The 24,711-nt window shown below is 25.3% G+C and carries 28 protein-coding genes; 13 read left to right on the top strand and 15 right to left on the bottom strand.

Annotated elements, in window-relative coordinates:
• Window positions 1–35 precede the first annotated feature (35 nt).
• Window positions 36–983 carry a helix-turn-helix transcriptional regulator gene (locus B0174_RS00850; RefSeq protein ID WP_133174781.1) on the bottom strand — a complete coding sequence of 316 codons (948 nt, stop codon included), beginning with the start codon at window positions 981–983 and terminating at the stop codon, window positions 36–38.
• A 72-nt stretch (window positions 984–1,055) separates the two neighbouring features.
• The gene (locus B0174_RS00855; protein ID WP_108557741.1) at window positions 1,056–1,391 is read right to left on the bottom strand and encodes an FtsZ/tubulin family protein; all 336 of its coding nucleotides are present in this window, start codon (window positions 1,389–1,391) and stop codon (window positions 1,056–1,058) included.
• A 341-nt stretch (window positions 1,392–1,732) separates the two neighbouring features.
• On the opposite strand from B0174_RS00855, the gene B0174_RS00860 reads away from it, so the two are divergent.
• The 4 genes from B0174_RS00860 (at window position 1,733) to B0174_RS00875 (ending at window position 5,635) form a co-directional block, all read left to right on the top strand.
• Entirely contained in the window at window positions 1,733–2,485 is a 753-nt protein-coding gene (locus tag B0174_RS00860) for a nucleotide-binding protein (RefSeq protein WP_108557742.1), read from the top strand.
• A gap of 1 nt (window position 2,486) precedes the next feature.
• Complete coding sequence (locus B0174_RS00865) at window positions 2,487–3,122, top strand: hypothetical protein (RefSeq protein WP_108557743.1); 636 nt, start codon at window positions 2,487–2,489, stop codon at window positions 3,120–3,122.
• A 101-nt stretch (window positions 3,123–3,223) separates the two neighbouring features.
• Window positions 3,224–4,978: a hypothetical protein gene (locus B0174_RS00870; protein WP_108557744.1), complete on the top strand. Its 1,755-nt coding sequence runs from the start codon at window positions 3,224–3,226 to the stop codon at window positions 4,976–4,978.
• Window positions 4,979–5,146: 168 nt separating this feature from the next.
• The gene (locus B0174_RS00875) at window positions 5,147–5,635 is read left to right on the top strand and encodes a hypothetical protein (RefSeq protein ID WP_108557745.1); all 489 of its coding nucleotides are present in this window, start codon (window positions 5,147–5,149) and stop codon (window positions 5,633–5,635) included.
• A 254-nt stretch (window positions 5,636–5,889) separates the two neighbouring features.
• Here B0174_RS00875 and B0174_RS00880 read toward each other — a convergent pair whose 3' ends face one another.
• The 3 genes from B0174_RS00880 to B0174_RS00890 all read right to left on the bottom strand — a co-directional run bounded on the left by B0174_RS00880 (window position 5,890) and on the right by B0174_RS00890 (window position 8,798).
• Window positions 5,890–6,321 (bottom strand): gamma-glutamylcyclotransferase family protein, encoded by a 432-nt coding sequence (locus B0174_RS00880; RefSeq protein ID WP_108557746.1) that lies wholly within the window; start codon window positions 6,319–6,321, stop codon window positions 5,890–5,892.
• Entirely contained in the window at window positions 6,322–7,911 is a 1,590-nt protein-coding gene (locus B0174_RS00885) for a type IV secretory system conjugative DNA transfer family protein (protein ID WP_108557747.1), read from the bottom strand.
• A 110-nt stretch (window positions 7,912–8,021) separates the two neighbouring features.
• Window positions 8,022–8,798 carry a hypothetical protein gene (locus B0174_RS00890; RefSeq protein ID WP_108557748.1) on the bottom strand — a complete coding sequence of 259 codons (777 nt, stop codon included), beginning with the start codon at window positions 8,796–8,798 and terminating at the stop codon, window positions 8,022–8,024.
• Window positions 8,799–9,173: 375 nt separating this feature from the next.
• Here B0174_RS00890 and B0174_RS00895 point away from each other — a divergent pair, with 375 nt between their 5' ends.
• Genes B0174_RS00895 through B0174_RS00905 form a run of 3 tightly spaced genes read left to right on the top strand, consistent with a single transcriptional unit; the run spans window position 9,174 to window position 11,216 of the window.
• Window positions 9,174–9,809: a hypothetical protein gene (locus B0174_RS00895; protein ID WP_133174782.1), complete on the top strand. Its 636-nt coding sequence runs from the start codon at window positions 9,174–9,176 to the stop codon at window positions 9,807–9,809.
• On the top strand, window positions 9,809–10,969 hold the full coding sequence (locus tag B0174_RS00900) for an AAA family ATPase (RefSeq protein WP_108557750.1): 1,161 nt from the start codon (window positions 9,809–9,811) through the stop codon (window positions 10,967–10,969). The genes B0174_RS00895 and B0174_RS00900 overlap by 1 nt, the downstream gene beginning before the upstream one ends.
• A 1-nt stretch (window position 10,970) precedes the next feature.
• Window positions 10,971–11,216 (top strand): hypothetical protein, encoded by a 246-nt coding sequence (locus B0174_RS00905; RefSeq protein WP_108557751.1) that lies wholly within the window; start codon window positions 10,971–10,973, stop codon window positions 11,214–11,216.
• Window positions 11,217–11,511: 295 nt separating this feature from the next.
• Here B0174_RS00905 and B0174_RS00910 read toward each other — a convergent pair whose 3' ends face one another.
• Window positions 11,512–12,753, bottom strand: a complete 1,242-nt coding sequence (locus B0174_RS00910; protein ID WP_108557752.1) for an ATP-binding protein — start codon at window positions 12,751–12,753, stop codon at window positions 11,512–11,514.
• A gap of 160 nt (window positions 12,754–12,913) precedes the next feature.
• A complete protein-coding gene (locus B0174_RS00915) occupies window positions 12,914–14,080 on the bottom strand; it encodes a tyrosine-type recombinase/integrase (RefSeq protein WP_108557753.1) in 1,167 nt (388 codons plus the stop codon).
• A 368-nt stretch (window positions 14,081–14,448) separates the two neighbouring features.
• Here B0174_RS00915 and B0174_RS00920 point away from each other — a divergent pair, with 368 nt between their 5' ends.
• Window positions 14,449–15,543 carry a nitrous oxide reductase accessory protein NosL gene (locus B0174_RS00920; RefSeq protein WP_108557754.1) on the top strand — a complete coding sequence of 365 codons (1,095 nt, stop codon included), beginning with the start codon at window positions 14,449–14,451 and terminating at the stop codon, window positions 15,541–15,543.
• Between the two features lie 53 nt (window positions 15,544–15,596).
• Here the strand turns inward: B0174_RS00920 and ppnP are convergent, their stop codons facing one another.
• The gene (gene ppnP, locus B0174_RS00925) at window positions 15,597–15,914 is read right to left on the bottom strand and encodes a pyrimidine/purine nucleoside phosphorylase (protein WP_108557755.1); all 318 of its coding nucleotides are present in this window, start codon (window positions 15,912–15,914) and stop codon (window positions 15,597–15,599) included.
• Window positions 15,915–16,030: 116 nt separating this feature from the next.
• Here ppnP and B0174_RS00930 point away from each other — a divergent pair, with 116 nt between their 5' ends.
• Complete coding sequence (locus tag B0174_RS00930; protein WP_108557756.1) at window positions 16,031–16,303, top strand: hypothetical protein; 273 nt, start codon at window positions 16,031–16,033, stop codon at window positions 16,301–16,303.
• Between the two features lie 9 nt (window positions 16,304–16,312).
• A complete protein-coding gene (gene recO / locus B0174_RS00935) occupies window positions 16,313–16,927 on the top strand; it encodes a recombination protein RecO (protein ID WP_108557757.1) in 615 nt (204 codons plus the stop codon).
• A 4-nt stretch (window positions 16,928–16,931) separates the two neighbouring features.
• On the opposite strand, the gene B0174_RS00940 is transcribed toward recO, so the two are convergent.
• Both B0174_RS00940 and ychF read right to left on the bottom strand, forming a co-directional pair.
• Complete coding sequence (locus B0174_RS00940) at window positions 16,932–17,756, bottom strand: HDOD domain-containing protein (RefSeq protein ID WP_108557758.1); 825 nt, start codon at window positions 17,754–17,756, stop codon at window positions 16,932–16,934.
• 65 nt (window positions 17,757–17,821) lie between these two features.
• A complete protein-coding gene (gene ychF / locus B0174_RS00945; RefSeq protein ID WP_108557759.1) occupies window positions 17,822–18,925 on the bottom strand; it encodes a redox-regulated ATPase YchF in 1,104 nt (367 codons plus the stop codon).
• A 148-nt stretch (window positions 18,926–19,073) separates the two neighbouring features.
• Here ychF and B0174_RS00950 point away from each other — a divergent pair, with 148 nt between their 5' ends.
• The 3 genes from B0174_RS00950 (at window position 19,074) to B0174_RS00960 (ending at window position 20,220) form a co-directional block, all read left to right on the top strand.
• Complete coding sequence (locus tag B0174_RS00950; protein ID WP_108557760.1) at window positions 19,074–19,265, top strand: hypothetical protein; 192 nt, start codon at window positions 19,074–19,076, stop codon at window positions 19,263–19,265.
• 18 nt (window positions 19,266–19,283) lie between these two features.
• Window positions 19,284–19,571 carry a tyrosine-type recombinase/integrase gene (locus tag B0174_RS00955; RefSeq protein WP_108557761.1) on the top strand — a complete coding sequence of 96 codons (288 nt, stop codon included), beginning with the start codon at window positions 19,284–19,286 and terminating at the stop codon, window positions 19,569–19,571.
• 118 nt (window positions 19,572–19,689) lie between these two features.
• Entirely contained in the window at window positions 19,690–20,220 is a 531-nt protein-coding gene (locus tag B0174_RS00960) for an SAM-dependent methyltransferase (RefSeq protein ID WP_228156385.1), read from the top strand.
• 14 nt (window positions 20,221–20,234) lie between these two features.
• On the opposite strand, the gene gmhA is transcribed toward B0174_RS00960, so the two are convergent.
• Genes gmhA through B0174_RS00985 form a run of 5 tightly spaced genes read right to left on the bottom strand, consistent with a single transcriptional unit; the run spans window position 20,235 to window position 24,703 of the window.
• The gene (gmhA, locus tag B0174_RS00965) at window positions 20,235–20,804 is read right to left on the bottom strand and encodes a D-sedoheptulose 7-phosphate isomerase (protein WP_108557762.1); all 570 of its coding nucleotides are present in this window, start codon (window positions 20,802–20,804) and stop codon (window positions 20,235–20,237) included.
• Window positions 20,785–22,218 carry a D-glycero-beta-D-manno-heptose-7-phosphate kinase gene (gene rfaE1, locus B0174_RS00970; protein WP_108557763.1) on the bottom strand — a complete coding sequence of 478 codons (1,434 nt, stop codon included), beginning with the start codon at window positions 22,216–22,218 and terminating at the stop codon, window positions 20,785–20,787. The genes gmhA and rfaE1 overlap by 20 nt, the downstream gene beginning before the upstream one ends.
• Window positions 22,215–23,222, bottom strand: a complete 1,008-nt coding sequence (gene rfaD, locus B0174_RS00975) for an ADP-glyceromanno-heptose 6-epimerase (RefSeq protein ID WP_108557764.1) — start codon at window positions 23,220–23,222, stop codon at window positions 22,215–22,217. Before rfaD ends, rfaE1 begins: the two co-directional genes overlap by 4 nt.
• Before the next feature lie 9 nt (window positions 23,223–23,231).
• Window positions 23,232–23,762 (bottom strand): D-glycero-beta-D-manno-heptose 1,7-bisphosphate 7-phosphatase, encoded by a 531-nt coding sequence (gene gmhB, locus B0174_RS00980; protein WP_228156386.1) that lies wholly within the window; start codon window positions 23,760–23,762, stop codon window positions 23,232–23,234.
• Window positions 23,763–23,770: 8 nt separating this feature from the next.
• Window positions 23,771–24,703, bottom strand: coding sequence for a tetratricopeptide repeat protein (locus B0174_RS00985; RefSeq protein WP_108557765.1), 933 nt, complete (start codon window positions 24,701–24,703; stop codon window positions 23,771–23,773).
• Between the last annotated feature and the right edge of the window lie 8 nt (window positions 24,704–24,711).

Raw genomic sequence — 24,711 nt, forward strand, 5'->3', positions numbered from 1 at the left:
TTAAAATCTTATCATCTATAAATCACCCAACTCAATCACTCAAATCTTTTGCGGTATAAATCTATATTTTCTTTTACCCTATCTTTCAACTCATCAGGCTCAATCACACCAATATGTGGAATATATCTTTGAAGAGTTGGAATTATCTCCATATACTCTGTAATAGTAAGTTCTATATCACAAGATTCATCATCATAGATTTTTAATACTCTTTGGGATTTATTTAGTGGTTTTCTTTGGAAATATCTTGATACTTCTTTATCCATAAATAGTTGAACTAAAATAGGAGCATTATTTGGTTTATAGTAAGCACTTATAGCATTATCAAAAGAGTTTATTTTTTCTTCATCGAATGAAAAATAAGTATTTAATACTTCTATATTTTTAATAGTATTTAGGTGGAAAGTTTTGATTTTATTATCAATTGGCTCGTAAACTATTAAGTACCAAAATCCTTCAAGGTTTAGGATTTTTAGAGGATATATCTCTCTATTTTTATCATTATAAAAACATTTGATAATAGATTTTGTTTCAACTGCATTTTTTATTTGGATTATTTCATTTTTGAAATTATCTATTTTTTCTATTGAAGAAGTTTGATAAAGTTTGTTTGTTAATTCATCTTCAAATTTTAGAAACAAACTATCAACTTTTTGGCTCAAATCATCATCACTATATTTATCTTTTGATTTATTTTTTAGTATTGCAAGGATAGATAGTTCATCTGCACTAAACAAAGTTTTTGTTAGAAAGTTGTTTTTTGCTTTATAGGTTTTAGAAGAGTAATCATAATAGATTTTATCATCTACAAATAAAGGCAAGATATACTCTTTAAAATCAGTTTGAATGATTTTCTTACTTACACCAAATCTTTCAACAAGACTTGGTGTAGATAACTCATAGCCTTTATTTAGTAGTTCTAATATTAGGGATAATCTATTTATTCTATTTTCAAAATTCATAGATTGATTATAGCAAAGCAATTGACTCTTTATTGACTCATTTTTGAGTTTAATCAATTTTTCTATAAATAAATTTATATTTTGCAAATGAAACTACACCAATCCAGTAAACAGTATTTTACATTTAATACTATTTTGTGGTAAATCTTCATTTGTTTGTGTTGTAAAGATTACTTCACAATTTTCATCAATATTATTGTTAATAAAACACATAACATCATTCACAGCAACAATAGAACTTGTTGGTAAGATTTCAAATTCTAAATAAATACCTTTAGCACTTTTAACTTCATTAGAAAACTCTTTTTGAATATCAGAAGTTATATTATCTTCAACATTAAAAACTTTAACATAACCAGCAACTCTACCAATTTTTGACAAGATAGTTTGTAAATCTTGTAAATCATTTTTTGCAGTATCTAAACTCATTTTATTCTCCTATTGTTTATATAGTGAAATTATAAACTAGGTGAATTACTTAACTTAGTAACTTAGTTGTTAAAAATCCACAATCAAAGAAGTCAAAAACTTTTTATCAAATTTAATTATTTTTATATATTTAAGTATATACATTTGTATTTAGTTTTTCTTTTAATTTAAATAGATTTACTTAATTCTTAATTTTACTAATTTTTCTTCTTAAGTTTAGGAATAGTTAGTTTATTTTGTTTTTTCTCACTATTTGAGAAATCCTCTATTCACAATTTTCAAAAAATAAAATTTTGTGAATACCTATATAGATTAAATAAAATAAACATAGGAGTTCTAAAATGAAAACACTAATCTCAATACTTTCTGGAAAAGGCGGGTGTGGAAAATCTAAGATTTCAGTATCTGTCTCTCAAGCACTAAAAGAAGAATATTCAATTAAATGTTTTGACAATGATAGTCAAGTTCCAACGCTATGTAAATATAAATCATTAAATGCTAAACATATAATGATTTATGATATTGATCAAGATGGTGAAATTCTTCCAGAAACATTAGATATCACAAAACTAGATGAAATAGCTTTTGAAATTGAAAATGGTAATAATGAAATAGTTCTTGTTGATAATGGATCATCATCTTTTAATCCATTTTTGAGTGCATTTTCAGTTGAAGCAATTGAGATGTTTTATCAAGAAATTTCAAATTTTAATTTTATTGTTGTTATTCCTGTAACTGCTGATATAACAACTCATAAAAGTGCATTTGAAATTCTAACTAGATATTCAATCCTTGCAAAATATATTATTGTTGAAAATTATCACTTTGGAACATTTGATTTTTTTAATACACCAATTGGAAAATTATTTGAGTCAAATAGAAGTGTAATAATAAATGTAAAACTGCAAAGATATACTGATTCATTTTTAAAAATGCATGAAAAGATGAGAGATTTAAATCTAACTAAAGAAGAAGCATTAGATTCAAAAAATTTTCAACTAATTGAAAAATCAAGAATCAGAAAAATGAAAAAAGATTTAGATGATGTATTTCTAACAATTATTGATAATTTAATTTGTGATAGTGAGAAATAAAATGAATAATGATATTTCAACTTCAAATGAAAACATGGCTAAAAATAAAGAAAAAAATAAAAACTCAAAAATTTTACAACTTCAATTAAAATATAAAATTGATGAAAATGATCCTCTATTAGGTTTTTTCTACCTTCTAGAAGATGAGATACAAGATATTGTTGATCAAAATAAAAAAGCTTCTATTTTAATAAAAGATCTAGAGTTTCATATTCCAAAAATGAAACAATTAATTTTAAGTGTTGAATCATATGAAATAAATGTAAGGAATAAAATACTAGAAGATTTAAACATAAAATTAGAAGCTGTAGAAACAGAACATGCAAAGAATCTTACATCTATTTTATCTAGTGCTTTAAAAATGGAAAACAATTTTGAAAGAATATTAAAAAAAGAAGAGGAGTTAAAAGAAGATTTAAAAAATTCAAGGGAATCCGTTGTTTCTGAACTTGATAAATTTGCCCTTGAAATCAAACTTCAAAGAAATTCATTTGAAAATAGTAAAAGTAATTTCTATAAAAATATGGAAGAAAATTTAAAGATTTTATTTGAAAAATCCTTTTCAAATCTAAAAATATTAGTGATTTTCAATATAACACTAAGCCTAATAATATTCACATATTTATTACTTCAATAAATTTGTGAATAACTAATAGAAAAAGAGATTTCCTCTTTTTCTTCAAATCCAAAAACAATTTTAAAAGTTAAAAAACAAATAAACCATTCCAAGGATAAAACATGCAATGGAATCTAAAGTCACATATAACAGATCATAGTGCATTAACAATAGATAAACTAAATTTAGATTTCAATGAATCTGATTCAAAAAATATACATTTTACACTCTCAATTGATCTATGCCAACTTCTAATAAATCATAATTGTAAATCTCAAGATGATGTAGATAATCTAATGAAATCATTTTTAAAAGATCTATCAACTCATTCCCATACCTTTGAAGAGAGCAAAGGAAAATATATAAATAAAAATAATGAAACTATCCAAAGAAGAAGAGTTGTTCAATTTGATTTTACAAATGCACTTCTTGCATATCATAATAGCTCAAGTGATAATATTAATTCAAAAAACTATAGTGTAGAACCACATATTCATATTTTATTTGATAAGAAAAAAAGAACAGGAATAGGATACTATCAACTAAGAAGTGCAATTGAAAAAATATCAAATAAATATGGTTTAATATTTAATTTCCAAGAAGAGACAGCTTCTTTAAAAGATAATTCATTAGCTTTAAAAAACTCAAATTTTTCATGGTTTAATAAAAGAGCAAGTGATATGAATTTCCAAAAGAAAGTTTTAAATAATGCAACTAAACTAAATCTTGAAATAGATGATGCAATAAAAAACTATAAAAATACAGGAAACTTACAATACTACATAAAAACAATGAGAGACTTTAGTTCAAGACTCTCAAGACAAAATCTAGATTTTTTCTATAATAGTGTAAATTTAAAAGATACTTTTCCTTTATTTTTAAGTGATTCTCAAAAGAACTCTTTAAAAATCCTCCATCAAGGTTCACATAAGGATATATATAATCTGATTTCAAATAGAGAAGATAAAATAGCAAGAGCCTATGTTGAATCAAGATATGGATTTAATAATATCATTATAGATGAGTTTAAAAAAAGAGGTGTTAATTTTTTAAATATCAATTTGGATTCTTCAAATATAAATCTTAATATAAATAAAAAAATCACTTCAAATGATAAGTATCGTAAAACTTTAGATTATTGTTATAAACAAGATTTTATCCAAGCACTAATCTTTGCAAAAAATGAAAAAGATTTACAAAATATTATGATAAATCTTGGATACACCGATTTTAAATATAAACAACAAACCATAAATAATAAAAGAAGTAGAATGGGGTTTACATTTATAAATTCAAGAAAAAAGATAGTTACTATTAACTATTCAAGCTTTAATTTATCTAGTAAAGATATACGTTCAAAACTAGTTGAAAATTTCAATAAAAATATCTCTTATGATGTTAAAGAATTAAAATCAGCAATTAAAAACTATTCACCAAAATCTCTTTCAAAAACAAATATTTTATTTGAAGAGATATATAACTTTGATACAAGTTATGATTTAACAAAATGGTATATAAAAGAAAATAGTACTACTCATAATATTGAACTATATAATGAAACAACTCATATAGTTGATAGTGGAAATATTTTAATAGTTAAAAAACATGAACCAAAAGATTTAATAGATAATGCAATTCTTCTTATTGATATGGCAATTGCTAAAGGGTGGGAGTTGGATGAAATAGAGATTTCTGGAACAGATGAATTTATAAAATGTATTGAAAATGAGATACAAAAAAGAAGAGATGGTCATGATTCTACAGCTGTAGATACTATTTTAAGTGATGAAAATTTAGAGTCAAATACAAATGATCTAAGTATGAATACAGCCAATGGAAATAATGAAAAAAGTGTGCGAAGCTCACTTAATTTATAAAAAAGATAAAAAAACCTACAAAGAGTTAAAATTTTTAATTTTAATTCTTTTGGGGGTAATGGCTCATAAAAAATATATTTATTAAAACGATAATCAAGAGATAATTATGAAATAATATAACGATAATCTGCTGATAATAAAGGAATAACTAAAAGGAAAACATTTAAAATGAGTTCAATAAAAAAAGCAGAAATTTTTAATAAAAAACTAAAAAAAGAGAAAGCTTTAAAACTTGATAATTATAAAGAAGCAATTAAATATCTTCTTGAAAATGATAATAGTATTTTATCTATTCAAAAATATCTTTTAGAAAAAGAGAAAATACATGTTTCTTATTCAAATCTATATATCTATACAAAAAAGATATCTATATCAAATAACAAGAAAGTAGATTCAAATATAATTCAAAAATCAGATTATGAAAAAATTGAAGATTATTGTGAACAATTAAAAAATGATTTTATTCCTATATCTGAGCATTTTAAATACCAAACAATTGAAAGTGTAATAAATTATTTTGTTCAAAAATCTCAAGAACCTAGAATTTCTACTATAGAAGCTAAAAGTAAGAATGATGATTCTTTAGTTGTTAATAATATTAAGACTTATACATTAGGTGCTAAAGTTAGTAAAAAAATGAATATAGATAGTCATTGAAGAGATTGTTTTTTTGCTTTTAATTTAACTTTTTGCTAAAATTCTATCAAAGTTGCAACGAAGTTTTAACTATCTGGAGTGTCATTGTGATCCCTGCAACTTTTGAAAACTAGAAATGGTAAAAGAATAACCTCAATATTTAGTTCTAAAAAATAAATATTGGTTATTATCTGGGTAGTTTCAATATATGCTTATTAAGACTTAGTAAAAGTAATTAAACTTTTTAATTTTGCTCTTAAATCTTCATCAAACATTTATTTATCACCTTTAATTACATTAAAAATCTCACTAAGTTTTACTCCAAAATCCTCAAATTCTTTTTTCCAAGAATCAATTGGCAATTGATTTTCAAAGCTATTTGGATTAGAAAAAGCTCTAAAATAAATATATGCTTTTATTTCTACATCATTACAAATTACAGAAATTAATTTTCTATAATAAAAATTTGGTACACCTTCAAATATATCTATATTTTTTATATCACAATTTTCAAGAAGGTACAATTCTCCTTTTAGGTGTTGAACTTTCTCATTTTCTATTGCATAAGGGAATAGATATAAACTATCAGGGTACATATTATATTTATTTTTAGTAATAGCATTACCAATAAATTTCTCATTTATTAATCTACTATGATTAATAAAATCTTTTTTCATTGAGCCATAGGCAAACAAATAGCAATTCATTTAAAATACTTCCTCAAACTTTGATTCAGGCTCAAGTAATTCAAATCTATTTTCAAGCATTGCGATTCTATCTTCTAATCTTTTTTCAGTTTTTATTATTGCAGCAACAGAACGCAAACAATCATTTACATATTTTTCCAATTCATCTAGTTTTGGGGAATATTTATTTGGATTAATTTTTATAGCAATTTCATTTTTATTTTCTAAAGTTGGTATTTCACAAGCTAAAGATAAGTAATCAACTGTAATATATTTTTCATTGATTGTTTCAATCATAATTTTATACTCTTCAATTAATTTATTATCATAGATAAATATATATGGTTCATCGCTTTGATAATCTGCTAATTCTAAGAGATTATTTAATTTTAAGAATTCATATTCTACTTTTATCAACTCTTTTTTATTTATAAACATAGGATTTGCAAAATATTTTCTATTATTAGAAATATTAAGATATTCAAATTGTTCCATTGTTTCTAAGTTATTAGAGCTAAAACTATATTTATCTATTAGGTTTGAGTATAGTTCTTCAAATTTTGAGTTACCTAATTTATTTATTAAAAGTATTTTATCTTGAGTTGCAAAGATATATTCAAATTTACTCTCTCTACAAACATCTGTTTGTGGCAAATATTCTGCACTTAAAACTTTTTGAGCTTCATCAATAATAATGCTTACAGGTTTCATTATTTCATATTTTGCTTGTTGTAATCTTGTATATATTGCTGTATTAATAGAATCAAGGATATTTTCACTAAAAGTTGAAACATCAATTATTACAATTTTCCCAGCTCTTAACTCTTTTATTATATCAATATCATTTACATTCAAATACTCTTTAGCTGCAACTTGATTTAAAGTACTATTTAAATGATTAACCACAGCATTTTTTCCATGGTCATCATCTTTATTTACTGATTTATAGAGTTTTAGGCTATTTAAAGATTTAGAAATACTATTAATAGATTCATGAAAAATATTCAATCTATTCTTATAAGAATCTATTTCATGCAAATCCAATTTTTGTTTTACATATTCTAAATTTAAACTCATTGTTTCAAAAAAGTTTTTTGTCTCTTCAACTGAAGATATTTGATTATAAATAGATTCATAAGATGTTTGTTTTACTTCATAAGGAAGTGCAAACTCTTTATTTATTCTTTTAAATTCATTTTCAAGGATATTAAACTTTTTATTTATAATAAATATCATTTCTAGTAAATTTCTTGAAGCAACATCCCAATAATTACCTTTATTTTCATCAGTTTTTACAATCATAGGAATCTGTTTTAAAGATAGATAATCACAAAGATTGATTTTTTTTCCCCAAGGTTTACCAATTTCAATAACATCTGATAATTTATTATATTTTTTTGCTAGATATTTTGTTTGTAGGTGTAAATTACCTTTAAAATCATATATCAATAATCCATAATCAGATTTTATTCTATCTTCAATATTTGGCAATATAGCACATATTGTTTTTCCAGAACCTGTTCTTCCAAAAATAATACCATTAGTAAAATCTTTATTAAAAATCATCTCTTTTACAGATTTATTTTTTGAATTATTAAAACCAATTGCCATATTTAATCCTTGTGATTTATTCTAATATCTATAAATAGTATCTAATAAATTGAAATGAGATACTATTAAAAAAACTAATACAAATTTGATAATTACAAGTAAGAAGTTATTTATCCTTCAGGAAAAAGCTTCATTAATTTTTTATTAAACTCAAACATTTTATTTAAGTTTGATACACCTAAACTTGAAAGTGAATTTAAAGCTTCTGGCAATCCTTTATTTTCATTCAGCATTTTTGAAAAAGATTTAATCTCTTGCCATTTTGGTAAATTTGATAATTCAGAAATCATTTTTTCAATTTTATTTATTATGAATTTTACTAAAAATAATTCTGCCTCTTGAGCAGTATAAGCAGGTTTTGAAAGATTCACAAAATATAAATTTGGAGTAGCTCCAGTGCCTTGTTTATAAATTGTACCAGGATGAAGTTGATTTTCTTGAGTTCTTCTAATCAAAGTACCTTTACCAATATTTAAAAGTTTTGCATACTCATCTGTTGGTAACCAATATCCCATAACTTTTATATTTGAGTTGTGAAACTGTGGTATTTTTTTCCCATTTTCATCCACATATTCAACAATATCTAAATTAATAGATGATTGAGAAGATAATAACTCCAATCTAAATAGTCTAGCTTCCTCAGGAGTATAGGGTAATGGTTCAATTGATATAAAATAGTAATTTGCACTTGAATTAGATGTTAATTCACAGATTATATTACCTGGTAAGATATTACTAATTGTTTTTGAAATAATTACTTGTTTTGATTTAGCTGTTAATACTGCAAAATCAGCTGTTTTAATCCAATATCCACGAATATTTAACTCTGGATCATCAAATCTAAAATAGTCAGGATGAGTTGTAAGCTTATATAATTCATATTCCATTATAACTCCATATATAAATAATTAAAAGAATTGTATCATAAATTAGAATAAATCACAATACTAATTAAGATATTTTTAATATTTAATATTTTACTAAATGAATAAAAATAAGCCAAAAAATGGATTTTAATAAATTTTATAAAAAGATGGTGTTAAAAGAAAATTATTAAATATTTAAGAATATTTTAATGTTTCATATTTTAGTATTTGGATACCACGGAGGTTTTAAGAGAAATCAAATTGGGAGAAAAAGATCTAATTCCTAAATACTTCGGCAAAAGTATCTAAAGGAAAAGGATCTTAAATTAAATAAAAGGACAAGAAATGCTTCGAAACAAACTAATCCCTTATTTGAGACTGGATTATATCAAGATTATGGAAGATTTTCAAATTTTGAAAATAAATTCAATGGAAAAAGATGAATTATTAGTTCATCTTAAAAATTCAGAATCATGGCTATATGATTGTTACTTAAAAGATGAATGTATCAATCTATTTCTAAAAACAGGTGGATTTATAGCAATTGGTTTATCAGATGATGATCTATTTAAAATTGGTGTGGATATTACGATAAGTCAAATAAATAAGCGATATTTTTTTGATATTAAAAAAGATGACAATATTTTAATTTTAAAGAAAGTTAAATCACGAATTGTTAATAATATTAGAAATTACTTTAGTCCGACAAGAAAGATAAATTATCAACAATTTCATAATTTTATAATTCAAATTGAAGATTCTTATGAAAATTTTGAACAAATTATTTTCGAAATTGATTTGGGAAAGATTGATAAAGAAAGCTTAACGAATACTTTTAAAAAAGTATGGGAAGATTCTATTGGTGATATGGATTTTGACATAAAAGATTTCGAAGACCTATGTGTAAAATTTGGATTTACACCTCTTGATGTTCTTGTTTACAATCCTTATATTGTGCCTAAGATGTCAAAACAAACTTTAAATAATAGTGATTATCAATTAGTTCTAATTTTTGATGAGAAGGCAGCGTAATGTCTAATCTAATTCAAAAAATTGAAACCAAAATAAAAAATCAGGAGCAAATTCCTGATTTGATTCAAAGAATTGATAATATCTTAAAAAATAATAGTCATCTTTTAAGTGATAATGAAATAACAGAAGTTAGAAATGAAAAAATCAGATTAGAAAAAAAATTAATTAAATCTAATTTATCTATTGAAAACAAATTTAATGATTTTTTTTATTCATTTGAAGAGATAGAAAATGCACATGAAACACAATGGTTAATTTCAGAAGTTATTCCAAGTGGGACAATCGGAGTATTCTATGGAGGTGCAGGAGTTGGGAAAAGCTCTTTACTTGTTAAGTTTTCTAAAGAAATTTTAGAAAACTACAAAAACACATTTATTATATATATAGATGCAGACATGGCTTTAGGGAAAATCAATGATTTTGGGATAGGAGAAATGATAAAACAATATGGAGAGAGATTTAGATACGCTGGAAAATCATCTAATAATTTAAGTGTTGTTTCTCAAAATCTTTTAAAAGAAATTATTCAAATTCAACTAGATTTTCCACAAAGAAAATATATTATAATAGAGGACTCATTAACATTAATAACACCTAGAAAGCAAGGTTTTATTGATGTTGAGAAATTATATAGATATGAAAAGCAAATACGTGATGCTAATGGAACTATTATCATAGTTACACACTTAAATAAGGCAGGAGTTTTTGCAGATTCTCAGCAAATTGAAAACTATGCTGACTATACATTTTTAGTACAAAGAAATGATTTTAATTCATCTATTTTGCTATTACCTAAAAAAGCAAGTAGATATAATATTCATGAAAAAGCCTACAAAGTTGAGAATAGAAAAATAATTGAAGAAATTGATTTTCAAATTGCAAATATAAGTTATTCAGAGAGTTCTTTTGTAAATACTATTTTAGATCTATTATCAGATGGAGAAATGAATCAAAGTGAGATTATGAAATATTTAAAACAAATTTCATTTCTTTCAAAATATTCAATTGGAGAAAAAAAAGTCTTATCTTTATTGGATAAATGGTCAAAAATGGGAAAATGGTCTTATGAACAAAGAGTTAATGAAAAAAATGCAAAGTTTTACTATATAGAAACTGCAAAACTTACAAAACTGCCAAACATTGATAAAATAGGAGCTTAAGATGGATAAAAATCAAGATATTAAAATTATGACTAGCCTTTTATTTGACCGTTTTCAAAAAATTACTTTAAATGCAGAAGAAACAGCTTCAGTAATTGGAAGAAGTGAAGATTATCTGAAAAAAGATAGAGAAGAAGCAATTGGTATACCATATACTAGACTTAATGGCAAAGAAAAAGGAAAACCTCTTTATAATATAACAGCCATTGCTAAAGCTCTTGTTGAAAATGAAAAAAAGGTTTCTTAAATAATTTACATAGTTAGCATTTTTCCTAACTGTGTAAAACTATTTCTTTAAAAATTCACTATACGTTGGATAATCATAAATTCATCTTGATACTCGTCTAATTTTTTTATCTTTTACTAAATCTAATAAAACATTGTCAATTTGTTGTCTATCAAATTTTTTAATCAAATCAGTAAATAAAAACAATCACCCCTATCATGACTAGGAATACTATACTATAGAGCATCAAGTCATTATTCCTTGTAATATTTTCTAGAAAAAAGCATATATTTTCTGTATTTTATTTAAATTAATATTAATATAAAAACCCAAAAATCCAAAGAGGAATTTTATTTCCAAAACCAATTTCAATATTATCGCTAACAACAAATGAATTTGGTAAATCTTTAATTTGTTCAAATCCTTTATTTTTTCCACCAACTTCAAAAGTATATTTCTCTTCACAATAAAAATCACCTATTTTACTTGCATATATTCCATCATCATTTAAAATTTGTTTATTTTTATAGTAATTATCTAATTGATTAATAAAGAAAGTTTCTCTTAGATTTCCAATATTTGGTTCTTTGGTGTACATTAAATTTGTATTTGCTAAATATATTTTTTCTGCTTTATCAATTGATTTCATTGATAATGAATTTTGCATTAAAAGTTTAATTAATCCAGCATCATCTAGTTTTGAAAGATACTCTTTTAAAGTTCTATCATCAGTTATATCTGCTGCTTTTTTTAATTCACTCATATTTGGTTCGAAAGGTACACTTTTTATAATGATTGATAAAAGCATTTTTATTTTCTTTACACTTGTTCCATTTAATTTTGGATAAACATTCAACAAATCACTCTCAATCGAAACATTAATATTTTGTTGCAGAGTTTGAAAAAAAAGTAATTCATTTGGCATTGATAAGTAGTATGGATAATACCCATATTTCAAATAATCCTTAAAAAGAGGAATTATCTTTTTATCTTTTTTTTCAATCTCTTTTTTAATGTTTGATGCCATTTCAATATGATTGTTTAATATTTCTTCTAAAGTATAATTATTGAATTTATAGCCATGATGAAGTTCTAGAAATTCTCTAAAACTCATTCCAACCATGTTATAAACTATAGCTCGTCTGCTAAGGTCATGACTACCTTTATTTATCTGTAAAGCAGAACTTCCTGTTGCTATTATTTTTAATTTATCAAATCTATCATAAATATTTTTTAACTCCGCAGACCAACTACCATATTTGTGTATTTCATCAAAACAAAGAAGTTTTCCACCATTTAAAACAAACTCTTCAGCTATTTGTGTCATTGTGAATTTTGAAGTATTTTGGATATCATCAAGATTTATATATAAAGCTTCATTCTCTCTATAATTTTGAATTATATATTGAGCAATAGTAGTTGTTTTCCCTATTCCTCTAGGTCCTATGATAATAGAAAGTCTATGTTCTAGTTTATTTGAATTTATAAAATATCTTTTATACTCTTGATTACTCAGGTTTATAAAATCTCTACTTTTAATAAAAAGCTCTTCTAACATATCTTATTCCTATTGTGAAGTTTTACAATTATATCAGAATATTATATGTAATACAATACATACAACAGATCTACAAAATTTTGCAACAGGAAATAAATATCTGGCTTAATTATATTTCGCAGAAAAAAGTATATCTTTTTCTGGATTTATCAAATTAATTTTAAATAAATTTCAACCCAAATACAGCATCTCTACCATTTGCTGAACTTAATTTTGCATATCTAATAGTTTGACTAATATCTGCATGATCCATTAATCTCATTATTGTATAGATAGGCGTTTCCGCAATTGCTAATTGAGAAGCAAATGTATGTCTCAAAGTATGAATAACTACCCTTCTTTTGCTATCTTCAGGCTTTAATCCTTGATTAAATAATTTATCAAATATTGGCTGTAATACCTTATTTATTGAATTTCTATTTAATTCTTCGGGTGAACTATTTACAAGATAATCAATTGGACTTAGATTTTCAATTCTTTTAGCAATTAACTCTCTATAATTAGGGTGAATATACCCATTATATGTTCTATTTGCTTTATGATTTTTAATTATTACAGTATTTGAATTTAAATTAATATCGGCTTTTGAAATTGTTAAAACACTTCTAAGCCTTGCACCAGTTGATAAACTAAGAGCTAAAAATACTTTTATATTTTCTGTAACATTATCATTTATTTTATTGTCAAATAATTCTTGTCTATTATCTAATGCATCCCATATTTTTTTTATTTCATTTAATTCTAAATATCTTTCTCTATCATTGTCAACTTTTTCTCTTTCAATTTTTGCTGCAATTGCTGGATTTTTAATATTTAAATCTTTTTTTGAAATCATATAATTAAATACTGTACTAATTATATTAATCCAGTCATTAATAGTTTTAGGTGAATACTCTCTTGTCGTTTTTTGACTTTTTAATTTTTTTGCTTTTATCTTAAAATCTTCAATCATTTGAGTTGTTATATCATCCATTTTTATATGCCAAAAAGTTGTTTTTACGTGTAGTTCATATCTTCTCTTCGTATTCAAACTATCACTCTTCGTCTCAATTGATTTATAATACATATTAAAACATTCATCAAATGTTGGTAACTTCTGATTTAAAAGCATTGGAGCATCTTCTTTTAGTCTATCAACTGACGTTCTTTTTGCTCTAATTTTATTCGCATACTCTGCGGTAATTCCTTCTTTAAAACTACCAATTTTTTCTTTTGTATATTTTTTATTTTGCATATATGTGATATAAAAGACTTTATCATTATTTTTAGTTAGCCTATAAAATACACCTGTATATTTGGTAGGAGTTAAAGTTGAATTATTTACCATATAAAACCTTTATTTTTTTGTTGATTATTTGTTGGTAAAGTCTATCTTTTTCTAACTTTAATTAACTTTTAATAGCTTTCAAAAAAGCAAAAATATATAAATAAATCCTTATTTTATGGGGCTCATATAGCATTTAAGGGCTTTGTTAGATTTTGAGAGATTTATTATTTTTGGGAAGGTACTCCTGTAGAAGTAGCTGTTGCTGAATAAGCTTTGCACTACTATATAAAAAAGGTAGAAGCTTTTAGCTTCTACCTTTTTTTATTTATATTATTTTCTAAACTCAAATCTTACATTAAATCAGAAATTTAACAAAAAATTAACTACATTTAACTATAATTTTCTCATATCAATTATAAGGAAAAATTATGAAAAAAGCCTTGGGATTATTTATATTTTTATTTGGAATTATCTTTTCAAATTTAAGTGCAAATGAAAACTTTCAAACAGTCGAATCTAAAGATGCAACTTTGGTAAAAGCAGATTCTTCAAAAGAATTTTGCAATGTTTGTGGAATGAACTTAACAAAATACTATAAAACAAACCATGTTGCTGAGTTTAAAAATGGTCATAAAGAACAATATTGTTCACTTCATTGTTTAGCAGAAATTCATAAGAATTATGCAGAAAAGATTAAAAATATTCAAGTTGTGGATACGAAATCACTAAAACTAATAGATGCTTTAAAAGCTTATTATGTTGTGGGAAGTTCAAAAGAAGGAACAATGAGTTCCACAAGCGAATATGCATTTTTTACAAAAGAAGATGCAGAGAAATTTAAAAAAGAGTTTGGAGGGGAAGTTCATAATTTTAATGAAACTTTAAAACTTTCAAAAGACAAATTATCAAAAGATAATGAAGTTATAGATGAGAAAAGAATTCCTCTTGCTAAAAAAGGAAAAAAAATATTTGAATCTATGTGTGATACAAATCAATTAAAAGAGTTTAATTCAGTTGGTGAAGCAAAACAATATTTAATAGACAATAATACTTGTAAAAATTTAGATGCTCAAATGATTCAAGCTGTCTCAGTTTATTTATACAATCCTCTTTATGCTGTGGATAAATCAAAAATGATTAATATTCCTGAAGATGCAAAATGCCCAGTATGTGGAATGTTTGTATCAAAATTCCCAAAATGGGTGGCACAAATTCAACTACCAGATGGACATAATCACTATTTTGATGGCGTAAAAGATATGATGAAATTTTACTTTAATCCAACAAAATATCATGCTCATACAAATGAACAAATATCACAAATTAATGTAACTGATTATTATAGTCTTGAATCAATAGATGGTAAAAAAGCTTATTATGTAATTGGTTCAAATGTTTATGGTCCAATGGGTGAAGAATTAATTCCATTTAAAAATGAAGAAGAAGCAAAAAAATTTATGCTTGACCATTTTGGTAAAAAAGTTGTAGGTTTTGATGAAATAAAAGAAGAAATGGTAAAATAATATTTTATTACAATGCGATTTTATCGCATTGTTAATAAATGACAAACAAAAGATTAATTATTTTTTATAAAAGAGCAACAATAATCAACCAACATATGTACTCTTAATTTAAATTTAGAATTAGCTGGAACTTCAAATGATGCTGGACCTTCATATCTTACCCAATCTTGAGCTGGTAACATAACTTCTAAAATACCACCTTGAATATCAATAATCTCTTTATGAACTGTGTTTAATTCATATTCTCCTGCTAACATAATTCCTAATGTTTTTCTAGAACCATCTTCAAATACTATTGTTCTACTAGTAATATTTCCTTCAAAAAGAATATTAGCTGCTTTTGCGATAGAAACATTATTAAACTCTGCCATTTACTTTCCTTACATAATTATTTTAGATATTTTAGCACAAATATTATATGATTATATTGAAGCAAAAGAGTAGTTCTTTTTTGTTATAATTTTAAAATTAAAATAAAGGTGTAAAAATGAGTATCCAAAAAGAATTAGAAGATTTAATAAAAAATGATGTACTTATTGAAATTGAAGATTATATTGATGAATTATTCGAAATTATTGCTGCAAAAAAAGAAGATGATAGTACAAAAGAAGAATTAAAAGAAATGCAAGAAATGAAAAAAGATTTTGAAGATATGTTAGTTGATTTAGAAAATGGCGAAATTGATGATGAGGAATGTAAAGAAATCATTGAAGAAATCAATGATATGAGAAAAGATGAAGACGAAGAAGACGAGGACTAAAAAGCTTTCATGCAAGGTTATATTATTGATATAAAACCCGTAAAAGATGATGATTTAATTGTATCGATTTTAACTGAGCATGAAGTTATGACAACCTATAGATTTTATGGAGCAAGACATTCTAATATAAATTTAGGTTATAAAATTGATTTTGAGCTTGAAATTACAAAGTCTTCAATTCCTAGATTAAAAGATGTTATTCAACTAGGTTTCCCTTGGATTTTAGATAATGAAAAGATGTACTGCTGGCAAAGATATATAAAACTTTTTTATCCTCACTTAAAAGATATAGAACATATTGATGCTTTTTATTTTTATTCTTTTGAAAATTTAGTTCATATTATGATAAAACAGAACGCTTTAAGAGCTATTTGTGAGTCATATATTTCATTAATTGAATATGAAGGAAGACTTCACAATGATTTTGAATGTTTATTATGTGAAAATAAAATTACACAAGATATTTCACTAGTAAGAGGTTTTTTACCTGTTCATGCAAATTGTGCTTATTCAAGAGGATTTGAACTTAATAAAATGAAAGATTTATTTGAAAAAAAGAAAGTGATTAGTTTTAATGATGAAGAAGTAGAATATTTATGGAACATTCTACTTCAAGGATTGTAAGATATTATTTTTCGTCTAATAATCTATCTTGTAAAGTCTCAATAGCTTTGCTAAGTACTTTTATATCCAAACCATAAGTTATAGCTTTTTTTATTGCTTTTGCAACATTTTCATCACTTAATGGCTCTTTAACATTACAGGCTGTTTTGATTACATCTAAAATTTGAGATTTTTTCTTAAAATTTTCATTTGCATTTGATATGTCATCAACATGCTCAATCATATTAATCAAATTATCACTTAATTTCCAATGTCTAAAAATTTGAGCTGTAATTTGGTTAGTTGTAAAACCTAATAACTCTTTTTCTACCTCTTCGATACTAGAACCTGATGCTATTTTACTTTTAAATAAATCAGATTTTTTCTCATTTAAAATCAAATCTGATAAAATAAATTTACCCGTTTCTTGTAATAATGCTGGAAGAATAATCTCTTCTTTTAAATCAATATCTATTTTTGATAACCATATATTTGCCAAAGTAGAAGAGATATTAGAAGCTCTCATGAAATCATCACTATTTATTCCATAAGGCTCTAAATTTGTCATTAGAAGATTTTGTACCGTTCCGCCAATTGCAATAGAAATTGTGAAATTTATTCCCAAAAGATTAATCGCTCTACTAGGTGTTTCAACTTTTGATCTAAATCCAAACATTGCAGAGTTAGATATTTTTAATAAAGTAGAAATTATTAACGCATCTTTTTCTATTATTTCTAATAAATCAAGAGCTTCTTTATTAAGTTTTTTCCTAAACTCTTCTATTTCAATTATTGTCTTTGGAAGAGGCGGAAGGGACTCTATCTTTTCTAAAATATTAATAGATGACAAATTTAACTCCTAAATTATAATTATTTTGATTGTAACAGAACTTGAATCAATTGTAAATAAATTTTTTACACATTAAATCTAAAATGCATTATATCACCATCTTGAACAACATATTCTTTACCTTCAAGTCTTAGTTTTCCAGCTTCTTTACATTTAGCTTCACCACCTAGATTTACGAAGTCTTCATAAGCAATTACTTCAGCTTTAATGAATCCTTTTTCAAAATCATTATGAATTACAGCTGCTGCTTGTGGTGCTTTTGTATTCTTTTTAATAGTCCAAGCTCTTACTTCAACTTTCCCAGCTGTGAAATATGATTGAAGACCTAATTTATCAAAAGCTTTATGAATAATTTGCTCTAGCCCTGACTCAACAACACCTAAATCTGCTAAAAATTCAGTTGCTTCATCATCTTCAAGCCCAATTAATTCTTCTTCAATTTTTGCACATAAAACAATAACATCAGCACCAACGCTTGCTGCGTGTTCTTTTAAAATATCAACAAATTTATTTCCACCATCAGCTAATGAATCTTCATCAACATTTGCTCCATAAATTACATCTTTATTTGATAAAAATCTAAGTTCTTTATCAAGAGCAATAAACACTTCATGCTCTTTATTTTCAAATGTTTTAACAGGTTGTAATTCAGCTAAGTGAGCAAATACTTCTTCTGCAATAATTAAAGAAGCTGCTGCTTCTTTTGAAGTTTTTGATTGTTTTTTTAATCTATCAATTTTTTTCTCTAATTGAGAAATATCAGCATAAATTAACTCTGTTTCGATAATTTCAATATCTCTTAAAGGATTTACATCACCCTCAACATGTACGATATTTCCATCTTCAAAACATCTAACCATATGTAAAATAACTTCAACTTCTCTAATATTTGATAAAAATTGATTTCCTAAACCTTCACCTTTTGAAGCACCACGAACTAGTCCTGCAATATCAACAAAATCAATAGTTGAATGTTGAATTTTATCTGGATTTACGATTTTTGCTAATGCAATTAATCTTTTATCAGGAACTGGAACAATCGCTTTATTTGGTTCGATTGTACAAAATGGATAATTTTGCGCTTCTGCATTTTGAGCTTTCGTTAAAGCATTAAAAGTTGTTGATTTACCCACATTTGGAAGCCCTACTATTCCTACACCTAATCCCATAATATTCCTTTTATCATTTTCTATAAATATACTACAATATCCATCATATCGGTTTTTCAAAGGAACTCTCATGGTTTTTAATAGTAAAATAAATCTCATTATTTAGCAATATATTTCAAATCACACGGACTTTTCAAGGACTAAAACAATGATAAACTTAAAAATACTATCAAAAAGAATCCCAACCAATGAGGAAGGTATTTTTTATAAACAGATTATAAACGATAATGCCAAAGAAGTAGATAAAATGTACATTATTCGCTATAGAGAAAATGATAAAGACAAGTTAAAAACTATTGGTAAATATTCACAAGGTATAAGAATAAATTACTGCAAATGAATCCGAAATGAAATTATTATGAAATTAAGATTAGGAGATGATCCTCCTATTATTGCAAAAAAGAAAAGAAAAAAGATCATAAAATTTCACGATTTTGCAGAAATATATTTTAAAGAAAAAGAAACAGAAGTAAAAGATATAGAAAAAATTAAGAAAAGCTACATTAATCACATCAAACCATATTTAGGAAATAAATGTGTTGAAGAAATATCTTCAGATGATATAAAGGAAATTCAAAAAATAAAGAATAAAATCCTTGCTGAAAGAACGGTAAATGCACTTATTCAAATTATTGGTGCAATTTAGGGCACCTCTAAAAATCTTTAGGACCTGGTGATTATGAACTTATAACAATAAAAGCTTTGAAGAATTCTGATGCTATTTGTATTCCTACTAAAAGTGCCGTTCATAGTTTATTCGATCAATGATATATAAAATAGTTCAAAAATTAATGGAAGAATTTAATTTTACTAAACCTATTATTCCTATGTATACTCCAATGAATTTTAAAACAGAAGATTGGCAAAATCAAGTAGATACAATTCATAAATCATTTGAAAAATATAAAACTTTATCTTTTGTAACTTTAGGAGATAGTGCTGTTTATAGCACGGTTTATTATCTTTTAGATTTAATAAAAGAACAAAATAGCATTGTTTATGAAAATTCTGAAGTAATTCCTGGTGTTACATCATTCTCAAATGCATCAGCAAAGGTAAAAAAACCTTTATGTGTTGGAGATGGCTCTTTTAGTATCGTTCCTTTGCATAAAGAAAAAGTGGTAAATACAACAGTATTTATGAGACCCAAAATAGGAATGCAAACTGATAAAATTCCTCAAAAAGGAACTATTTATACCTTTGAAAACCTTAATTTTAAAGGCGAAACTATTCATAAAAAGAAAAAGAAAAAAGTTGATAAATATATGACGCTATTTATTGATTTTGTTCAATAAATGGCGCCATATATTTAAGAAAACTCATTATCAATAATTTGACAAATTATATGTCCAATTAATATATGCATTTCTTGAATTCGAGGAGTATCAGTTGAGGGAACTATTAGATTTATATCACAAATATTATTCATATTCCCTCCATCTCTTCCAGAAAAACCAAGAGTTTTACAACCCATTTCAGTTGCTGTTTTAAGTGCATTTATTACATTTTTACTATTTCCACTTGTAGAAATCCCTATTAATAAATCACCTTTTTGTGCTAAAGCTTCAACTTGTCTATCAAAAACTCTATCATATCCATAGTCATTTCCAATAGAAGTTAATGCACTCGTATCTGTTGTAAGTGAAATTGCAGGAAGACCTCGTCTATCACTTTTATATCTTCCTGTTAACTCTGCTGCTATATGTTGTGCATCAGCAGCACTTCCACCATTTCCACAAAGAAGAATTTTATTTCCATTTCTTAGTGTTTCAATAACTAAAAGTGAAGCTTTTTCAAGTTTATCCTCTATAGCTTTTATAGTTAAATTAATAACTTCTAAATGAGCTAAAAATTCATCTTTAATTGTTTGTTTTTGCATTTTGAATCCTTTGGATTATTTTTGTTGTACTTTGTCCATCCACAAAGCTAACAAGCCTTAATTCGTCTGCTATATCAGAACCAACTACATCTTTACCCTCATAATCACCACCTTTTACAAGAATATTAGGTTGTATTTTTTTGATTAATTCATATGGAGTTTCATCTTCAAAAATAACTACATAATCGACAGATTCCAAAGAAGCAAGAATATAAGCACGATCGTCTTGAGAATTAATTGGACGAGTTGAGCCTTTTAGCTTCTTAACAGAAATATCTGCATTTAAACCTAGAATTAATATATCACCATAACTTCTAGCAACTTCAAGATATTTTACATGACCAGCATGTAATATATCAAAACATCCATTTGTAAAAACTATTTTTTTACCTTTTGCATGAATTTTTTTTGATAAAATTTCTATTTCTTCTAATGATTTAATTCTATTTAGAGAAGTTGATTGATGTAAACTTGACTCATATTCAAAAATCTCATCTAAAGATGCTATTGCACTTCCAATTTTTCCAACAACAACACCAGCAGCTAAATTGGCGAAGTGTATTGATTCATCAATATCCAAGTCATTGGCAATAGCAAAAGCAATTGAAGCAATTACCGTATCACCAGCTCCTGTTACATCATAAACTTCTCTTGCAACTGTTGGTTTTATTCTTAATTCTTCATCAAACACTGCAATTCCATTTTCACCAAGAGTGATTAAAGATACCTCTAAATTATAGATTTCTTTTAATTGTTTTATTGCTAATTCTAAAGAAAAATCATCTTTTATATCTATATTCGTAGCTTCAATAGCCTCTTTTTTATTGGGTGTTAAAGTATAAGCGCCTTTATATTTACTATAATCTTTTCCTTTTGGATCAGCTAAAACTTTTACTTTATTTTCATTTGCAAGTTTTATAATCTCTTTTGTTAAAGATGATGTTAAAACACCTTTTCCGTAATCTGATAAAATAATTGAGTCATATTTTTTGATATCTTTTTTTAATTTACCTAAAATTTCATCACAACTTTGGCTACTAATATCATCAATACTTTCCATATCGTATCTTAAAACTTGTTGTTGAGATGCAATTAAACGGCTTTTTTTAGATGTTTTTCTATTCTTTTCAACAATTAAACCATTTCTTGAGACATTTATATTATCAAATAAATCTTTTAGTTCATTGGCAACTAAATCATCTCCAACTACACTTATAACATCAACATTTGCACCAAGTGCAAAAAGATTATTTATTACATTTCCAGCTCCACCTAAAACAGAACTTTCTTTTTTTACATTTACTACTTGAACAGGAGCTTCAGGTGAGATTCGATCACAAGTTCCCCATAAATAGTGATCTATCATCAAATCACCAATTACAAGAATATTTGGCTTTTTATCTAATTTTCTCATTTAACTTCCTCTTTAAATAGTCTTTTAATCTCAGGAATATAAGCTTTTATTCCTTCTTCAAGAGAGAAATTTGGTTCATAATCTAAGTATTCTCTAGTTTTCTCAATATTCGCTTGTGTAAAAAATTGATAAGAGCCAACAAAAGGATTTTGAATATATTCTTTTCCATTCTCGATTTTAAGTTCTTTTTGCAAAATATTCACAATATCTTCAAAACTTCTAGCTTTACTTGTTCCCACATTGTAAATACCAGATTTTTTAGGATTACAAGCTTTTATATTTGCTTGAATAATGTCATCAATATAAATAAAATCTCTTAAAATTTTATCACTTCCTTCAAAAAGTTTAGGAGTAAGACCTTTTAATATTTGGTGAGCAAATTGAACAACCATTGATGCTGTTTTATTTTTAAAAAACTCTTTTGGTCCATAAACATTAAAATACTTTAATCCAACAATTGAAATATCTAAATCTTTTTTCAAATATGAAGCAGTAATATTATCCATCATTACTTTTGAAAAACCATATGCATTATTTGGTAATTCATATCCAACTTCAAATCTATTGCTATCTCCATATGTGGCTGCACTTGATGCATAAATCATATTTGCGTTATGTTTAATAGCAATTTTTAGTAAATCTTCATAAGCATTTACATTTGTTTTTATCATTAAATCTTGTTCACCAACCGTCGTATCAGAAATCGCAGCTTGATGAAAAATATAGTCAAATTTATAATTATTTTCTAATTCTTTTAAAAGTTTTTTGTCATTTATATCACCACTAATTACAATACCTTTAAATCCAAGTAGATTTTTAAAGTGACCAAAACTTTTTAAGTTTCCATTTGAAAATATCTCACCACTTCTAAAACAATCAAGTACAACTACTTTTGAATTAGGATAATTTTCTTGAAAATAAAATGCTAAATTAGAGCCTATGAACCCAGCTCCTCCAGTTATTAAAATAGTTTTTTTATTAAAATTTATATCATTGTATTTCATTAAACTATCCTAGTTTTTAATTATGTTTATTGTATCAATTAAATTATCAACTATCATATAATCTTTCTGATTGTTTTTTTTTGAATCTATTAATATATAATTCTTTATTTTTGAATTAATTGCAGTATTAATATCTGAGATATTATCACCTATAAGCCAAGAACTATCAAGATTTATATTAAATTCTTCTACTGCTTGGTTTATCATCAAAGGATTAGGTTTTCTACAAGCACAATTATCAGAAGGAGTATGAGGACAATGATATACTTTTAATATTTTTATATCATTTTTATTAAATTCTTTTATCATCCAATTTGTAAGAATAGAAAAATCATTTTCTGAATAATATCCTCTTCCAATACCTGATTGATTTGTAATAATTATAATTTCATAGCCTAAACTTATAAAATATCTACAAGCTTCAAATACCCCATCTATAAAATCAAATTTATCAATTTTGCTTACATATCCATAATCATGGTTTATTACACCATCTCTATCTAGAAATATTACTTTTGTTTTTTTATTTTCTATAATCAATAAGTTTTCTATTTTATATTATTTAATTTAAAAAAGTTTTCAGCTCTTTGATAACCTTTTTCTTTTGCCTCTTTAATATAACTAATCCCTTTATTCATATCTTTTTCAACTCCATATCCATTATAATAATATAATCCTACATGAAAAATTGCTGTTGTGCTTTTTAATTCAGAAGCTTTGTTATACCAATAAAATGATTTTTTATAATCCAAAGAAGTTTCATTACCTTTTCCATATAAATCAGCAAGTTTAATCATTGATGGTAAATTGTTTTGTTCTGCTGATTTAGTAAGTAATTCTATTGCTTTTGGAATATCTTGTTCAACTCCATCAGCTGTTAAATACATCATTGCTAAATTAGCTTGTGCAACAGAATTTGAAGCATCTGCTGATTTAGTAAACCAATAAAGTGCTTTTGCTTTATCCACTTTTGTGGCTCTTCCCATATAATACATTTTTGCCAAATTATTTTGTGCAATAATTACACCTTGTAAAGAAGCCTTTTCATACCAAAAAAATGCTTCTTTTACCTTTTCTTCATTTGTGCTTGAATCATATAACATCGCTAGATTAAGTTGTGCAAAAGGATAACCAGACTGAGCAGAAAGCTTGTACCATTTTTCAGCTAACTCTAAATCTTTTTTAACTTCTTCACCTAAATGATACATATGTGCTAAATTATTTTGTGCAGCTGGATTACCATTTTGTGCAGATTTTTCATACCAAAAAAAAGCTAACTTATAATTTTTTGTAACGCCTAATCCTTTATAATTCATTAACGCAATATTATATTGGGCATTTGCATCATCATTTAATGCTAACTCACTATACTTGTCATAGGCTTCAATATAATTTTTTTTATTAAAACTATCAGTAGCTTCTTCAAAAGTTACTCCATATAAAGTTGTAAAAAATAAAAATATATAAATAATTAGTTTCATAAAAATCC

Source organism: Arcobacter caeni (assembly GCF_003063245.1).
In the GTDB taxonomy this organism is placed as follows: Bacteria; Campylobacterota; Campylobacteria; order Campylobacterales; family Arcobacteraceae; genus Aliarcobacter; species Aliarcobacter caeni.